This is a genomic window from Sphingobacterium kitahiroshimense (assembly GCF_025961315.1).
Classification (GTDB): domain Bacteria; phylum Bacteroidota; class Bacteroidia; order Sphingobacteriales; family Sphingobacteriaceae; genus Sphingobacterium; species Sphingobacterium anhuiense.
This window is the reverse complement of record NZ_JAOQNK010000001.1, coordinates 6,185,022-6,199,847: the sequence shown is the minus strand read 5'-3', so window position 1 is coordinate 6,199,847 and position 14,826 is coordinate 6,185,022. Positions and strand designations below refer to the sequence as shown.

The following is a 14,826-nucleotide window of genomic DNA, read 5'->3' as shown; positions in this document are numbered from 1 at the left end:
TTTGCTATAATTTTACAGCATCTTGTACTTATTGATGTTCGGAGCGGCGAGAAAAATGCTGATATAGCTTCTGGCCCTTAAAATAAAATTAACAAAGGAAGGTAATCACAGCTTGATTTTCTGCTACCGCTAATTGCAAAAATTCTTTCAATTTTCGGAATTCCTGAATCAGATAATTTAGCGCTTCAGGATCTTCCCAAAATTCAGGATAAACACCTTCCTCATTCATTTTTTCGGCATCAAATCGATCTGATAAAGAGGATTCAGAGATGTCATTCACAGCTTCTAATAATTCTTCAGTCTGGGGTGACGTAAGGTATTTCGCAGGGCCATATCCCATATCCTGTTCCACGTCAAGTATATTGGGGCCAAATATTAGCCATTGCAAAGGTGGGGGCACTATTTTGTAATTATTTAAGGGTTCACCTGTAACAACGTAAAACAAGCCATCCCAGCTTTTACCGATGTCTAATAGGTTTGTTTTTTCAGAATTAGAAGTAGAAAAAAGGTCATCTTCCAATAACTGACTGTTATCAAGATAACGCAGTAAAGTACTTTGGTCTATCCGTAGATATTGTTGTATTATTCCCATCCAATAAAATTAACTAATTTTAATTTTATTCTAAAGCAAAGAGTTTTGATATTTCAACTTTACTTTGACTTTGACTAAAACTTAGTTAATAAAAAGATTGACAACCTGATCTTATCAACCTGTTTTAAAAAAAAAATGCATCGATGAAAAGTAGTGATATATTTTATCAATATGTTGTATCTTTCTAAAAAAAATATGAAGAAAACCAAACTACTTATTCTTAGCCTTTTTATTGCCAATTTCAGTTATGCGCAAACCTCACTAATGGATAGCTTAATTCAAAAAAACTATTCCACTTTTAAAAAAAATAATAGCAACGCATTCGAAGGAAAAGGATGGACTACCCTTCAGGGTGAAATCAGCAAAAACAATTCTGTGTTATTGGGCGAATACCATTTCACCAGTGAAATCCCTTACTTCACAAATGCGATTGTAAATAGTATTAAGTTCGACAACTATTTTATGGAAATTGATCCCTATACAATCAATACCATATCAACAAAAATTAAATCCTTATCCCCTGCTGAACTGGATAAATTCCGCAATGAAAACGGTTCTGCTTTATCTTTTTTACAAGGTGAGGCTGAGTTTGATTTGTATAAAAACATACTTCAACAGAACATCAAGATATATGGAGCTGAACAAATTAGTTTATTTTCAGACCAGTTACTCTTTTCTGAACTGAGTAAAAAATCCAAAAATAATAAAGCAATAGAAATTTATAAGCAGATGATCGCTAATTCGGCTGCCTATGACACAAAAAACAACACCACATTCTATTTGTTCTCTGATGATTGTCGGGCTAAATTGGACGCACTGAGCGCTCTAAATTTATCAGCAAACGAAAAAGAGCAACTTGAAGCACTCAAATTAAGCAAAGAACTTTATTTAAATCGAATTCATCCTTTAAGAATTCAATACTTGAAACACTTGATTCTTGAAAAACTCCCTGAATGGAGAGACAAAAAGAATTTATTCAAATATGGTGCTAATCACATGCCTAAAGGAGAGAGTTTAATGGAAGTATTTGATATTGGAAACCTAGTGTATAATATTGAAGAGGCAAATTACCGCAAGTCATTGCATATTATGATTATCGGAAAGGGTGAAGGTGAAACATTGGCTGATTTAGACGAATATAAACCTTTCTTAACCGTTGTGAAAGATGACAATTGGTATACCTATGATTTAAGACCTCTGAAACAAGCTATTTCTAAAAAGAAGCTTAAAGTGGAGGATTTGACGCTGGAAAGAATTATAAAAGGTTATGACTATCTGGTTTTCATTCCAAACCTAACTAAGACCCCAAAAACAGGTAAACAAAATCATTAAATAAGCTCAAAAGAAAACATACGCCACTAGAGTAATTAAAAATTACTTGGTAAATAACTACTTCAATTAATTTTCTTACATTAGAGTAATTTAACCAATTAACCGATGAAGTACTTACTCTTAGTGGTCAGTTTGTGTGTACAAGTGGCTGTGGCACAAAAGAAGCCAACCGTTCATTATATCGTAAAAAAAAACAGCAATTACAACCGAAATGCTGATGAAAAAACCTATTATATAGCATTAATAAAACTAAAGAAGGTAGCCAGCCAAGGTGATCTTATGGAATTGCGCGTAACTGGTTTTGAAAGTAAAAATGGAGACCGTATATTTTCTACTGAAGACCTGAACAAAGGGGAAAATTTCTTGGCTTCGACAGCCGCGATCTCCGACATCTATGGTTTGACAAAACCTTTGCAATTTACAGTCAATAAGGGAGTAATAAGCATAGATACGCTGAAATGGAAGGATGAGATAAGACAGCAACTTACTGCATGGGAAATTAAAGATGATATTGTTGAAAATGCCATAACCAATACATTTTCAGAATACGGTAACCTGCTGCAATCTCTCTATTTTGCGGCATTATCATCTTCGGATGAAAATGCATTGAAGAAATCTGATATCACAAAAAATGGTCTACTATACCATATGGTAAAACAGAATAAGTCTGAAATTGCCGTCAACTATTCGCAAAGCGACAGCTCTTCAACAACGGAAGGAAGTACCAGCTTTGATCCTAAAACCCACCTTGTACGAGATGAAAATCGAATAGCTAACTATTCATTTTTAGATGCGAATGGCAAAAAGATAAACGGCCACTCTTCCAGTTCAATAGAACGTGCGAGCAAATATACTGCAGCTGCGATTGAAAATGATTATTATGATATGCTCGTAAAAGGTAGCTATTGGAGCAATGCAATAAATACAAATGATAAAACAGATAGTATTAAATTACAACGGTATATAGAGCTATACGAAGCGAAATATGCAGGAAATCGTGATTACGTTAAAAATAAACTTGGACATTTGCAAAGCTTTCGAGATAAGCAGTATTATGATGCTTTATCATCCATATCTCCAAAGTTGCTGGCCGGGACTTACCATCTGAGCAACAAAGTTTCATTCGATAATATCTCAGACAATGACTTTAAGGAAATCATACCACTCCTGAATGATAAGCAACTCTTCGAATATCTACAACAAACGCTAAGTCAATACATCATGTCTCTAAACAGTTCAGCTCTGCAAAAGCTCGATCTTATTGCCAATCAATTTAGCGAGAGAGAGCGAGTGGCGGCTAGACCAATGTACTTATGGGCGAAGGCAATGCAGACTCAGAATATAGATAGCCTTAAGCAAATCCAAAATGAAGTGCTCGATATGGATAATGAGTACTGGAATCAAGGAAATGCCAGTCGGTATGCACTTTTGATTCAGAAGATCCTTTCTGAACATGGTAGATATGATGCACAGACGATGCAAATAATAATCGATAAAATTACAGCACTATATGAAGATGAGGTAAATAAGAAACGTTTCCTACAAAAAGCTCATTTAGCTTATGCATATTATCTGGCGTATGAAAAGACACCAGTAGACCAAGAAGATCACGCGCTCCTGTTTTTGGAAAAAGCGGCCTATTATTCTCCAAAAAATTCGGCTGAAAAGGAATATGGAACTTTTTATGACCGCGTCTTTTTAAAATCAAAAGAAAACTACAGTGACAATTATATGGTGTTATTAAGTAAGAGGGGTAAAAAGGATGTGGCTCTTCAAAACTATATACAAGAGTTTTTGAATAATCCGGCGAGTAGTTTTAAAAGCTTATCATCTTTTTATCGAGAAAATTATGCTGAGAGCAGTTTCAATGATTTTTTCAAGAAAGAGATTATTTCAAAACTTGCAGATGCACCATCCTTTTTGCTAAAAGATATGCAGGATAAAGAATTCTCATCCGCACAATTGGCTGGAAAATGGACCGTCGTCGATTTTTGGGGTACCTGGTGTGGCCCTTGTGTTGCTGAAATGCCAAAACTAAACAAGTATTACCTGGAACTAAAGCAGGATAAAATGAGTAAAATTAATTTTATGAGCATTGCCTGCAACGATACAAAAGAAAAAGTGCAACGCTTTTTAACGAACAATAATTATGAAATACCGGTACTGGTGTCCGATTCTAAAGTAGAACAAAATTATAAAGTCCGTGGATATCCAAGCAAATACATCCTAACACCAGAAGGGAAACTGATTCCTACAGAATTTGGATTTGACTGGGAAAGTTTAGTCTTGGAATTAAGTAAGCTATAAACAGATGAAATAGGCTTATAGTTGTAATATTTAAAATGGCTATATACTTTAATACTCCTATTTCTTATTGTTGATTTCAATTCTAACGGACAAGTTAAAGCTAAGTGTAACTAAGTGGTGTTTTACCAAAGGAATATATTGGTTTAAACCACTTTATTGTGAGTAGTCTCCCTGTCTAAAAGACAACTTCAACTTGGATTTTCATTTTTTGTTATTTTTTAGATGATTAATCATTTCGAAGACACCAAGTTGAGCTGATTCAGCGCCACTATTCACTAGTACAATATAACCTATTAGCTTTTTTCGGTCAATTTGTGAATAGGAAAAAAATGTTCCGTCCGACCCGGCGTGTTCTGAAATTTCTTCATCATTTTTAGTGTAATTACCCCAGCCTAATGCGTATTCATCGCTTGCAGTATGAAGAAATTCATAAGTCCTAGATTTTAAAAAATTGTCTTGTCCAGCTAAACCTAGCAAATTTAGTTGGATGAATTTTGCATAGTTTTCAATATTCATACTCAAATCTCCAGCAGGTTCAGCCATTTTTAAATTGTAATCATTATCAGAATAAATTGAGACAATCTTTCCATTTTCAGACCAATGTCCAAAGGGCTGATTTTCGAAGTTTCTATTGGGCCAACCGAAAGCGACGTCAATATTTAATTCTTCACTAAGAAATATATTGATTAATTCTTCCCAAGATTTTCCACTAACTTTTTCAGCCATTAAAGTTGCAACACTATATCCTGCATTTGAATAGTTGTATTTATTACTATTATCGAATGGAGGAAGCGTTAATACATATTGGGAAAACTTTTCACGCATTTCCTGTTTATTTCCGGTAAATTTTGGAAGTTTTTGATATGCAGCTCCGCTTGTGAAAGGCTGTATATTCGCTTTATGAGCAAGCAGATCTGCTAATGTTATATGTTTATAATTTGTGTGTGATCCAACGATTAGGTCTGGAAAAAGGTTAAAGAATTTGGTGTTCCAATCAATTTTTTCGCTTTCGACTAATTTTGCGATCACAAAACTTGTTATAGCTTTTGTATTTGAACCTAAATGAAAATAATCTGATAAGTTAGCATCCGATTTATCATCTATTTCAGATATTTTATGATGTCCTAAAACCTTTTTAATGATAATGCTGTCTTTTGTAACGACAGCAAATGCCATTTCAGGAATGCTATCTCTTTCCATAATTTTTCCCGCAATTTGGGTGAAATCTTGCCCATTCACTGAGATAGATAAAAATATTAATAATGAAAAAATGATTGTCTTAGGCATTGATTTTATAATTGGATGTAACACTCAAATATACTACATTTCTCCATACTTGATCTTGCACAGCTTTTGTTAAATTAGGGTTACATACCGAATAGATTTCGATCATTTGAATTTGATATTTTAAATAACCTGAATAAGTCGCTAATTATACTTTTTACTTCTACTGCAGAAGTAAAGGAGTAGCTCTGCATTGAAAGCAACTCCTTCCTGAAAGATTTGCGTGCAGCTCGGCTAAAAATAAGAACAAACAAAGCCAAATCTCTCGATGTGGCTTCTACTAAACATATGTATTCAAACTTTACTTACTTATACGAGTTGATGGACTGGAATACTTTCCAGTTCCCTCCATCATTGACAAACGTGATTAAATCGATCTTGGTAAACCCTTCAAATTATTGGGTTACTTTTGCGACCCTATAGTCACTGGATTGCTCAACGATTGTGGTGCTTGTTTTACAGTTCAGCTGCTCGCCTTTTTGCTTTTTCAAAAATGAAATTACTTCTGAACGGCTATTGGTCTTATCTTCTGATGCATGAACTTTCTGTTTAAAATCTGAAGTGAAAAACTGCTCCACTCCTGCCGACTGCCCCTCTGTCATAACCGCTACGTAATGATCAATCGCGAGATCTGCAGTTGATAGATTGACTACTGCTTTTTTAGAGTTATCTCCTACTGGTTTGGCTGCTGCAATAGTGAATGTTGATACTGCGATCAAGGCTGCTGCGAATGTTTTTGCTACAGTGTTCATAATGTCTTTATATTATATTGTTATTAAGTTGCATCAGCCTCAAATACACCAACTCAAACCCTGATGCCTGCTTTGCAGTTCTATTTGTTTGTTGATTCAAAAGTAGGGTGTAAATGGTACCTGCCCTATGGCAATTAAACTAAACAAACTAAAAAATCTGTGAATGGTGGAAATGGCTAGGTAAATCTTTTTTTTGATTGGAAAGGATTGATCGTTATCACTATAAGATTAATAGGTTTCAATAATAACTTTTCCTAGCATCCTTTAAAATCAATACGACCATAGACTACAAATAGTAATCGAAACACATAAACATCTTATTTATATATAGTTGCCGCCTATCCAGATCGTCTCTCGATATTTTAGATAAAACTATATATATGAATTTTAGAATATGTTTAATAAAATATATAAGTATACTATTATACTTTATTAAATAAATATTAGTATATTTATATACTTTAAATATACATATGAAATACGATATGGTCAAAAATGTTTTTACACTTCTAGAACAATTTGAGCTAGAAAACGCTTTATACATAAAATACCAATCTAATATTGAAGGTTTTAAGGAGTGGATAGCTGTTAATCATAATCATGGCGATAAACAAAATGATCTTTATTGGGAGGGAAAAGAAAATGGCCGTAGTGCATCAAGTGTCATTAATACTTTGATAGTGCATTTAAATAGGTACGCTAAAAGTTACTCGAAATCTGCCATTTTCGGTTCCGAGTTTTCTACTCAAGAAGATTTTATCTATCTGATTAACTTGAAAGATTTCGGAGAAATGATCAAAATGGATTTAATTAAAAAAAATGTTCATGATAAACCTGCGGGCATGCAAATAATAAACCGTTTAATTACAAAAGGTTGGGTAGATCAAACAAATTCTGAGATTGATAAAAGAAGTAAATATTTAAAAATAAACGATAAAGGCTTAGCTGTTTTAGAACAGCAAATGGAAAAGATAAGACAAGCTAGTGAGATTGTGACAGGTGACTTAACAGATAACGAAAAAATGGAATTAATAAGATTGCTCAATAAGCTCACTGAATTTCATATGCCGATCTACGATAAAAATATCGAATCTGAATATTTATTGACTGAAGTCTTAAAAGAAAAAAAGTAATGAAGAAAAAAATTGCTGTTATAGGTTCTGGTTTTTCAGGTTTATCTGCTGCTGCTTATTTGGCAAAAGCTGGAAATGAAGTTCATGTTTTTGAAAAACATGATCAGCCGGGAGGAAGGGCCCGACAATTTAAAACTGAGGAAGGTTATGTCTTTGATATGGGACCAAGTTGGTATTGGATGCCTGATATTATCGATAATTTTTTTACTGATTTCGGATCTAAAACTACTGATTTTTTTGAGTTAATTTCATTGAATCCACAGTTCGAAATGATCTTCGCCGATGATAAAATTGCTGTACCTGAAAATTTAGATGAATTAAAAATGTTGTTTGAAAAAATCGAAGAAGGTGCCGGATTGCAATTGGAAAAATTTATGAAATCTGCTAAATTTAAGTATGAGGTTGGGATGCAGGATTTTGTCAATAAGCCTTGCCACAGCTGGGCAGAATTTATCTCTCCTAAAATAGCCCGAAGCGCCTTAAAATTAGATCTGCTATCAAATTTCAGAAACTACGTTGCAAAATATTTTAAAAACGAAAAGCTAAGGACTTTAATGGAATTTCCGGTCATATTTTTGGGTGCTTCACCAAAAAATATTCCGGCTCTATATAGTTTGATGAATTATGGTGGTTATGCCCTGGGGACACATTATCCGTTAGGTGGTTTTTACCAGTTGGTATTAGGGATGAAGCAATTAGCTGAAAAACAAGGTGCAACTTTTCATTTCAGTAATATTGTTGAAAGCATAAATACTGAAAACGGAAGTGTTATTTCTCTAACTGTCAATGGAAATATGCTCGATTTTGACACGGTAGTTGCCTCTTCAGATTATCATCATACGGAGACACTCCTTAATAAAGAGGATAGAAATTATACTGAAGAGTACTGGAAAAATAGAGTATTTGCTCCTTCAAGCTTAATCTACTATTTGGGTATTAACCAGACTCTTCCTAATCTGAAGCATCATACGCTTTTCTTTGAGCATGACCTGGACGAACACATTGATTGTATATACGAAGATAAAAAATGGCCAGAGAAACCGCTATTCTATGTGTGCTGTCCATCCAAAACTGACGAAGGCGTAGCTCCTAATGGTAAAGAGAATGTATTTCTTCTGATGCCTTTGGCTACTGGAATTAATGATGAAGAATCAGTAAGAGAAAAATACTTAGCAGAAATGATGACAAGACTTGAAAATCATCTGGGCATTCGTAATCTCATGTCAATGATTGAATATAAAAGAAGTTATTGTGTGCAAGATTTTATTTCAGACTATAATGCCTATGATGGTAATGCTTATGGGTTGGCAAATACAATGGGGCAAACCGCTGTTTTAAAACCTAAAATAAGAAACAAAAAAATTAAAAATTTATTCTATACTGGTCAATTGACCGTTCCCGGTCCTGGAGTACCTCCATCTATTATTTCCGGTAAAATTGTATCTAATGAAATTATTAACGCTAAAAACTAACCTGTATGAAACAACTATTCGACGAACTTTCTTTCACCGTAAGTAAAATTACAACACAAAAGTATAGTACAAGTTTTTCGCTAGGCATTTTAGCGCTCTGTCCATCTATTCGCAATGCGATTTATGCCATATATGGATACGTAAGGCTAGCTGATGAAATTGTAGATAGTTTTCATGGATACGATAAAGCGAAACTTTTGAATAGATTAAAAGAAGAAACTGATCATGCACTGGAGGAAAGAATTTCACTAAATCCGATTTTACAATCTTTTCAACAGGTAGTTCATCAATATTCAATTGACAGAAAACTAATCAGCCAATTTTTACATAGTATGGAAATGGATCTTCACAAAATTGATTATAATTCTGAACGTTATAAGGAATACATTTTTGGCTCAGCTGAAGTCGTGGGATTAATGTGTCTGCAGGTATTTACAAATGGTGATCGAGAATATTATGAAAAATTGAAACCTTATGCGATGAAATTGGGTTCTGCTTTTCAGAAAATTAATTTCTTACGGGATTTAAAAGATGATTATCAGATTTTAGGCCGTACTTATTTCCCCAACATTGACATGGAAATATTTGATAATCAAGCGAAAATTGAGATTGAAAATGAAATTGAACAAGAATTTAATGAAGCATTGATGGGAATAAAAAAACTTCCAAACTCTGCTATGTTTGGTGTTTATCTGGCCTATAAATATTATCTATCTTTATTTAAAAAGATCAAGCGAAAATCTTCTGAAGACATATTGAACAGTAGGGTGCGAATTGCCAATTCTGAAAAAGCTTATGTAGCATTTAAAAGCTATGTGAGATATAAAACTGCTTATTTATGATGAGAACTATTTCCTTACTTCTACTCTCGCTATGTTTTCTGACAGGCTTTAAGAATCCTGTTATGACAGGATTACGTGAAAATTATAATAAGACTGTAGCGGATAAAAAGTTATGTGAAAATACTATAAGGGAATTAAGGACATTAAAAAACATGTCTCCTACTCAATTGGCGTACCTTGGTGGGCTTCAAGCGATATGGGCAAATCATGTTTTTAATCCAATAGATAAGCTTGGAACATTTAACAAAGGAAAAAAAAATATTGAGCGTGCAATATTTCTTGAACCGAATAATATAGAATTAAGATTTATCCGTCTCTCTATTCAAAAAAATACACCGTCTTTTTTAGGGTATAAATCAAACATAAAGGAAGATACAATATTAATAATGGAGCATAGAAAAATGATTAGCTCAGAGATTTTGATAAAAAATATAGATACGCTTTTAAAAAACTAGAAGATGAGACATCAATTATATAGAGAACAACAATTAAATTGTGATATCGAAACTGCTTGGCATTTTTTTTCTTCTCCGGTCAACTTGTCGAAAATAACACCAGAAGATATGCGATTTGAAATCATTTCTACGGATGATCATCAAGATATTTTTGAAGGAATGATCATAAATTATATTGTTTCGCCTATGTTTAAAATTCCATTAAAATGGCGAACCAGAATCAGTCAAGTTGAATTAAATAAGAGCTTTACTGATTTTCAAGAAAGAGGTCCTTATAAATATTGGAGCCATTTTCATGAATTTATCCCAAATAGCAATGGGATTCTGGTAAAGGATACTATAGATTATGAATTACCATTTGGTATATTGGGTAATATCGCACATCGGATTTTCGTAAGAAAGAAATTAACTGATATTTTTAATTTCCGATATGTTGTATTAGAAAAAATGTTTAACGCCAAAAAATAATAGCATGAATTTTTTAATAACAATGATCGTTTTTGTACTGATGGAGGGTGCAACCTGGATTATCCATAAATACATCATGCATGGTTTTTTGTGGGTGCTACATAAGGATCATCACGATCACAGCAATGATGGTCCACTCGAAAAAAATGATTACTTCTTTGTCATATTCGCGATTCCTACGATTATTTTAATGTACTTTGGTTCGCTAAAAGAGCTTAATTATCTGTTCTATATCGGATTGGGCATCATGCTGTACGGTATGGCTTATTTTTTTATTCATGATATTTTTATCCATCAGCGGATTAAATTCTTGACCAAAACTCAAAATGCTTATTTCTTGGCTCTCCGTAGAGCGCACAAGCAACATCACAAGCATACGACGAAACATCATGGGGAATGTTTTGGTTTTTTATATGTGCCCTTCAAATATTTTCAAATGTATTTTAATCCGGATAAAAAATGATAATATATACATATTCTTTAATTTTATTTTTTACAATCATCATTTGTCTGATCGCTTCTTTTGATAAACGAATTCTGTTCAACCGCCACTTTGGAGCATTTTTAAAGGCTGCTCTATTGGTTGCTATTCCATTTATCGCTTGGGATGTTTGGTTTACTTCAAAAGGTGTTTGGTGGTTCAACACAGATTATACACTTGGAATTGTCGTCGCCGGTTTACCTATCGAAGAGTGGTTATTCTTTATCTGTATTCCGTTTTCTTGTGCATTTACCTATTTCTGTTTTGATAAATTTTTCAATCTAGACAGACTTGCAGGTTTTAATAATATAATTGTTTTTGTAAGCATTATTGTCTGTTCGGTGATCGCTTTGCGGCATTATGATAAGATCTATACTTTAGTAACCGCAATAGCGACAATTATAACCTTGATTTATCTACATTTTATTGCGCGAGCAGATTGGATTACCAAAGCTTCTTTAGTATTCAGCGTTTTGATGCTTGGCTTTCTTCCTGTCAATGGAGTACTGACTGGATTTGGATTGGAATCTCCTATTGTGAATTACAACCCCGGTGATTTTTTAGGCATACGCATATTAACAATACCAATCGAAGATGCTGTATATGGCTACACCCAGTTTCTATTGGTTATTTATTTTTTCACAAAATTTAAAAAAAATGAAAATGAATACTAAGACTCTAATTTTTATCTTTTCTTTAACAGCTATACTTTTTAATTCCTGTGCTTCAATTCCAAAAAATACAAAGGCAATTGAAAACTTTGATGTCAATAAATATTTAGGAACTTGGTACGAAATAGCACGTTTTGATTTTCGTTTTGAAAAAGATCTAGACAACGTTTCGGCTCAGTACAGTTTGAACGAAAAAGGAAATGTAAAGGTATTGAACAGTGGATATAATTTTGTAAAGAAAGAATGGAAAAAAGCCGAAGGAATTGCAAAATTTAGAGGAAATAAAGATATAGCGGCATTAAAAGTAAGTTTTTTTGGTCCTTTTTATTCGGGGTATAATGTGGTTTCAATGGATGATGGCTATAAATATGCATTGGTAGCAGGTAAAGACTTAAATTATCTCTGGATTTTATCAAGAACAAAAGAGATTCCTGAATCGGTTAAAACGAAGTTTCTAAAAATTGCAACAGAAATTGGTTATGACACATCTAAATTAGTATGGGTGAAGCATGACCGAACGGATAGTCCCTTTATCCAAAAAAACTAAATTTTCAGTTTTTTGTTACATATGAATCTACCTTTAGATGCTCGTTTGGAGTGATAAGAATCATCTTCTTTCAGCACAATAAATGCAAAATCTCAATTTTAATATAAATAACGAAACATCATTCAAAATGAAAAAAATAACACTTATAATTTTAGTCTTCATCGGCATAATGCAAGTGAGTCTAGCTCAAGAAACTAAGTTTCAACTTTCAAGTCATATTCTAGACATCACGACTGGTAAACCTGCTACGAATGTTAAAATTACATTGTCGAAAATGAACAAGAATGACACCTGGACTATGGTAGAAGAAAAAAATACGGATAGTAATGGTCGAATAAAAGACTTTTTAAAACAGGACGGAAAAGATAATACAGGCATTTATAAGTTAACATTTCACACCAGCCCGTACTTTAAGTCTCTAGGAAATAAATCATTCTACCCATTTATAGAGGTTGTTTTTGAACTTGTGGACAATGAACATTACCATGTACCTATTACGCTATCTCCTTTTGGTTATTCAACATACAGAGGAAATTAAAAACTCTTCCACAGGATGATTACCTTACTTTTTCGCTACTGAGCTTAAGAGCCTATTTAAATCTAAATAGGCTCTTAATATTTTAAAATAAATCAACATTTAATTATCTTTTTTTTATTGTTGGATCGTAAAAATCTGTATAATAACGAATTTAATGATGTCTTATTTTTCACTGATCTTTTTCAATAAAAATACTCTTTTAAAAGAAGCTCTCCTCCCCAGAATGAGAAAACAGGAATAAATTGAATTAAAAAATTGGAAAAATTATTATCTTAGGGAGATAATCCAATATATGTTTAAATGAAAATTATTCTTCTTCTTTTATCTGCTTTTTTATTTCAAGTAACTATTGCTCAAAAAAACAAAATCGTGAATAATGAATTTACAGTTTTTGAGATCAACAATAAGCAAGGCAAAATTGAATTTATGGTATTAGATACGGCAATGAATACAAAGAAACCAATATTTTTATGGTGCCAAGGTTCTCTCCCTATTCCATTATATATCAACTATAAATCCGTAGGGCTGCATCTATATGGCGGAGGGATAACAAATTTTGAATACAATGAAATCAAAAAACATTATCACCTTGTTGTTATTTCAATGCCTGAAACACCACTTATCGTTGATGAAGTACAATTAAATGATTCTTATTGGTACTATGGGGATTCTAAAGATAAAAACATTCCAAGCTTGGCTTATCAAAATGCAGATAATTTGGATAATTACACAAATAGAGCTCTAACTGTTTTGAAATTTTTAAAGAGAAAAGAATGGGTAGACAATACAAAATTGATCGTAGTTGGACATTCGCAGGGTGGTCAAGTGGCTACTAAAATTGCTGTTAAACACAAGGGTGTTACCAAACTTGCTTTAACAGGAACAAACCCATTCGGTCGTATAGACCAGAACATCAGACAGTCTCGAAAAAATGCAGAACAAAACAAAGTATCCTGGGAGCAGGCTGATAAAGAAATGGAACAACAATACCAATTCTATCAAAATGTCAATAACCCATTGAAAAACAAGAATAATCCTAATTTAAGATCTTGGCAGTCATTCTCCAAACCGTTGATTAATGATTGGTTGACCCTCAACATTCCAATTTATATGGCATATGGCACAGCCGATGTCGCATCGGATCTCTGCGATTTGGTTCCATTATATTTCATTAGAGAAAATAAAACCAATCTATCGTATAAGCGATACCTTAATCTTGAACATAATTACTTTGAAATAAATAAAAATGGAGATGTGGATTATGATAAGCCGCATTGGATCGATGTTATGGACGCTATTTTAAATTGGTCATTAAAAATTTAGAAAACATCCATGCAGAATCTTTATAAAAAAAAAATACATTTCAATACAAATCATGTTAATGTTGGCTTTGCACAGTTCTTTTACTGACCAATTGGATGAAATCTCTACTAAAGCATTTAATTTTGCTACAGGTAAATTAAAACAGTGCTACTTGCCCCTTCTTCAAATCAGTAAAAACAATAATATATTACCAAACAAAATACCCTTATGTCCCAAACAAACCCAGTGATCTACTTTGAAATTCCAGTCAATGATCTAAATCGTGCGTAGAAATTTTACACTGCAGTATTCAATTTTAAATTCGAAAAAGAAATCATCGATGGTTATGAAATGTCACTTTTTCCTTTTGAGGAAGCTAGTGGTGGTATTTCTGGAGCACTGGCCAAAGGTGATGCCTATACACCTACCAAACAGGGTGTTATTATTTATTTTAAGACGCAAGATATGGATGCAACACTTGAAAAAGTTATTTCGGAAGGTGGAAAAATATTATATCCAAAAACTATAAATGATTTACTTGGTTTTATTGTTGCTGAGTTTGAAGATAGCGAGGGGATTAGAATTGCTTTACACCAAACGATCAACTAAAAAAAGGAGCCATATTACAGTTTGGCCCCCTTTCTATTTAT

At 33.1% G+C, this 14,826-nt stretch carries 15 protein-coding genes and 1 pseudogene; 13 read left to right on the top strand and 3 right to left on the bottom strand.

Annotated elements, in window-relative coordinates; all coding sequences use genetic code 11:
• Nucleotides 1–88: 88 nt before the first annotated feature.
• Nucleotides 89–592, bottom strand: coding sequence for a YfbM family protein (locus M2265_RS26425; protein ID WP_132773622.1), 504 nt, complete (start codon nucleotides 590–592; stop codon nucleotides 89–91).
• A gap of 195 nt (nucleotides 593–787) precedes the next feature.
• Between M2265_RS26425 and M2265_RS26420 the strand changes: the two genes are divergently transcribed.
• Entirely contained in the window at nucleotides 788–1,924 is a 1,137-nt protein-coding gene (locus M2265_RS26420) for a hypothetical protein (RefSeq protein ID WP_132773620.1), read from the top strand.
• A 105-nt stretch (nucleotides 1,925–2,029) separates the two neighbouring features.
• Entirely contained in the window at nucleotides 2,030–4,231 is a 2,202-nt protein-coding gene (locus M2265_RS26415; protein WP_132773619.1) for a TlpA family protein disulfide reductase, read from the top strand.
• Nucleotides 4,232–4,432: 201 nt separating this feature from the next.
• Here M2265_RS26415 and M2265_RS26410 read toward each other — a convergent pair whose 3' ends face one another.
• Both M2265_RS26410 and M2265_RS26405 read right to left on the bottom strand, forming a co-directional pair.
• Nucleotides 4,433–5,518, bottom strand: a complete 1,086-nt coding sequence (locus M2265_RS26410; protein ID WP_132773617.1) for a serine hydrolase domain-containing protein — start codon at nucleotides 5,516–5,518, stop codon at nucleotides 4,433–4,435.
• 392 nt (nucleotides 5,519–5,910) lie between these two features.
• A complete protein-coding gene (locus M2265_RS26405) occupies nucleotides 5,911–6,267 on the bottom strand; it encodes a hypothetical protein (protein WP_132773615.1) in 357 nt (118 codons plus the stop codon).
• 473 nt (nucleotides 6,268–6,740) lie between these two features.
• On the opposite strand from M2265_RS26405, the gene M2265_RS26400 reads away from it, so the two are divergent.
• The 11 genes and pseudogenes from M2265_RS26400 to M2265_RS26350 all read left to right on the top strand — a co-directional run.
• On the top strand, nucleotides 6,741–7,400 hold the full coding sequence (locus tag M2265_RS26400) for a MarR family winged helix-turn-helix transcriptional regulator (protein WP_132773614.1): 660 nt from the start codon (nucleotides 6,741–6,743) through the stop codon (nucleotides 7,398–7,400).
• A complete protein-coding gene (locus M2265_RS26395; RefSeq protein ID WP_132773612.1) occupies nucleotides 7,400–8,872 on the top strand; it encodes a phytoene desaturase family protein in 1,473 nt (490 codons plus the stop codon). Before M2265_RS26400 ends, M2265_RS26395 begins: the two co-directional genes overlap by 1 nt.
• A gap of 5 nt (nucleotides 8,873–8,877) precedes the next feature.
• Nucleotides 8,878–9,714, top strand: coding sequence for a phytoene/squalene synthase family protein (locus M2265_RS26390; protein WP_132773611.1), 837 nt, complete (start codon nucleotides 8,878–8,880; stop codon nucleotides 9,712–9,714).
• A 62-nt stretch (nucleotides 9,715–9,776) separates the two neighbouring features.
• Nucleotides 9,777–10,169 carry a hypothetical protein gene (locus M2265_RS26385; protein ID WP_264599373.1) on the top strand — a complete coding sequence of 131 codons (393 nt, stop codon included), beginning with the start codon at nucleotides 9,777–9,779 and terminating at the stop codon, nucleotides 10,167–10,169.
• A gap of 3 nt (nucleotides 10,170–10,172) precedes the next feature.
• Nucleotides 10,173–10,637, top strand: coding sequence for an SRPBCC family protein (locus M2265_RS26380; protein WP_132773608.1), 465 nt, complete (start codon nucleotides 10,173–10,175; stop codon nucleotides 10,635–10,637).
• A gap of 4 nt (nucleotides 10,638–10,641) precedes the next feature.
• A complete protein-coding gene (locus tag M2265_RS26375; RefSeq protein ID WP_132773606.1) occupies nucleotides 10,642–11,100 on the top strand; it encodes a sterol desaturase family protein in 459 nt (152 codons plus the stop codon).
• Complete coding sequence (locus tag M2265_RS26370) at nucleotides 11,097–11,792, top strand: lycopene cyclase domain-containing protein (protein WP_132773605.1); 696 nt, start codon at nucleotides 11,097–11,099, stop codon at nucleotides 11,790–11,792. Before M2265_RS26375 ends, M2265_RS26370 begins: the two co-directional genes overlap by 4 nt.
• Nucleotides 11,782–12,336 (top strand): lipocalin family protein, encoded by a 555-nt coding sequence (locus tag M2265_RS26365; protein ID WP_206368327.1) that lies wholly within the window; start codon nucleotides 11,782–11,784, stop codon nucleotides 12,334–12,336. The genes M2265_RS26370 and M2265_RS26365 overlap by 11 nt, the downstream gene beginning before the upstream one ends.
• A gap of 127 nt (nucleotides 12,337–12,463) precedes the next feature.
• A complete protein-coding gene (uraH, locus tag M2265_RS26360) occupies nucleotides 12,464–12,874 on the top strand; it encodes a hydroxyisourate hydrolase (protein ID WP_132773602.1) in 411 nt (136 codons plus the stop codon).
• 300 nt (nucleotides 12,875–13,174) lie between these two features.
• Nucleotides 13,175–14,197 carry an alpha/beta hydrolase gene (locus tag M2265_RS26355; RefSeq protein WP_132773600.1) on the top strand — a complete coding sequence of 341 codons (1,023 nt, stop codon included), beginning with the start codon at nucleotides 13,175–13,177 and terminating at the stop codon, nucleotides 14,195–14,197.
• 282 nt (nucleotides 14,198–14,479) lie between these two features.
• A pseudogene (locus M2265_RS26350) lies at nucleotides 14,480–14,785 on the top strand (VOC family protein); the annotation flags it as partial.
• Between the last annotated feature and the right edge of the window lie 41 nt (nucleotides 14,786–14,826).

Coding starts and splice junctions, on each gene's coding strand:
- M2265_RS26425 (WP_132773622.1), bottom strand. CDS start 592: ATGGGAATAATACAACAATATCTACGGATAGACCAAAGTACTTTACTG.
- M2265_RS26420 (WP_132773620.1), top strand. CDS start 788: ATGAAGAAAACCAAACTACTTATTCTTAGCCTTTTTATTGCCAATTTC.
- M2265_RS26415 (WP_132773619.1), top strand. CDS start 2,030: ATGAAGTACTTACTCTTAGTGGTCAGTTTGTGTGTACAAGTGGCTGTG.
- M2265_RS26410 (WP_132773617.1), bottom strand. CDS start 5,518: ATGCCTAAGACAATCATTTTTTCATTATTAATATTTTTATCTATCTCA.
- M2265_RS26405 (WP_132773615.1), bottom strand. CDS start 6,267: ATGAACACTGTAGCAAAAACATTCGCAGCAGCCTTGATCGCAGTATCA.
- M2265_RS26400 (WP_132773614.1), top strand. CDS start 6,741: ATGAAATACGATATGGTCAAAAATGTTTTTACACTTCTAGAACAATTT.
- M2265_RS26395 (WP_132773612.1), top strand. CDS start 7,400: ATGAAGAAAAAAATTGCTGTTATAGGTTCTGGTTTTTCAGGTTTATCT.
- M2265_RS26390 (WP_132773611.1), top strand. CDS start 8,878: ATGAAACAACTATTCGACGAACTTTCTTTCACCGTAAGTAAAATTACA.
- M2265_RS26385 (WP_264599373.1), top strand. CDS start 9,777: ATGACAGGATTACGTGAAAATTATAATAAGACTGTAGCGGATAAAAAG.
- M2265_RS26380 (WP_132773608.1), top strand. CDS start 10,173: ATGAGACATCAATTATATAGAGAACAACAATTAAATTGTGATATCGAA.
- M2265_RS26375 (WP_132773606.1), top strand. CDS start 10,642: ATGAATTTTTTAATAACAATGATCGTTTTTGTACTGATGGAGGGTGCA.
- M2265_RS26370 (WP_132773605.1), top strand. CDS start 11,097: ATGATAATATATACATATTCTTTAATTTTATTTTTTACAATCATCATT.
- M2265_RS26365 (WP_206368327.1), top strand. CDS start 11,782: ATGAATACTAAGACTCTAATTTTTATCTTTTCTTTAACAGCTATACTT.
- uraH (WP_132773602.1), top strand. CDS start 12,464: ATGAAAAAAATAACACTTATAATTTTAGTCTTCATCGGCATAATGCAA.
- M2265_RS26355 (WP_132773600.1), top strand. CDS start 13,175: ATGAAAATTATTCTTCTTCTTTTATCTGCTTTTTTATTTCAAGTAACT.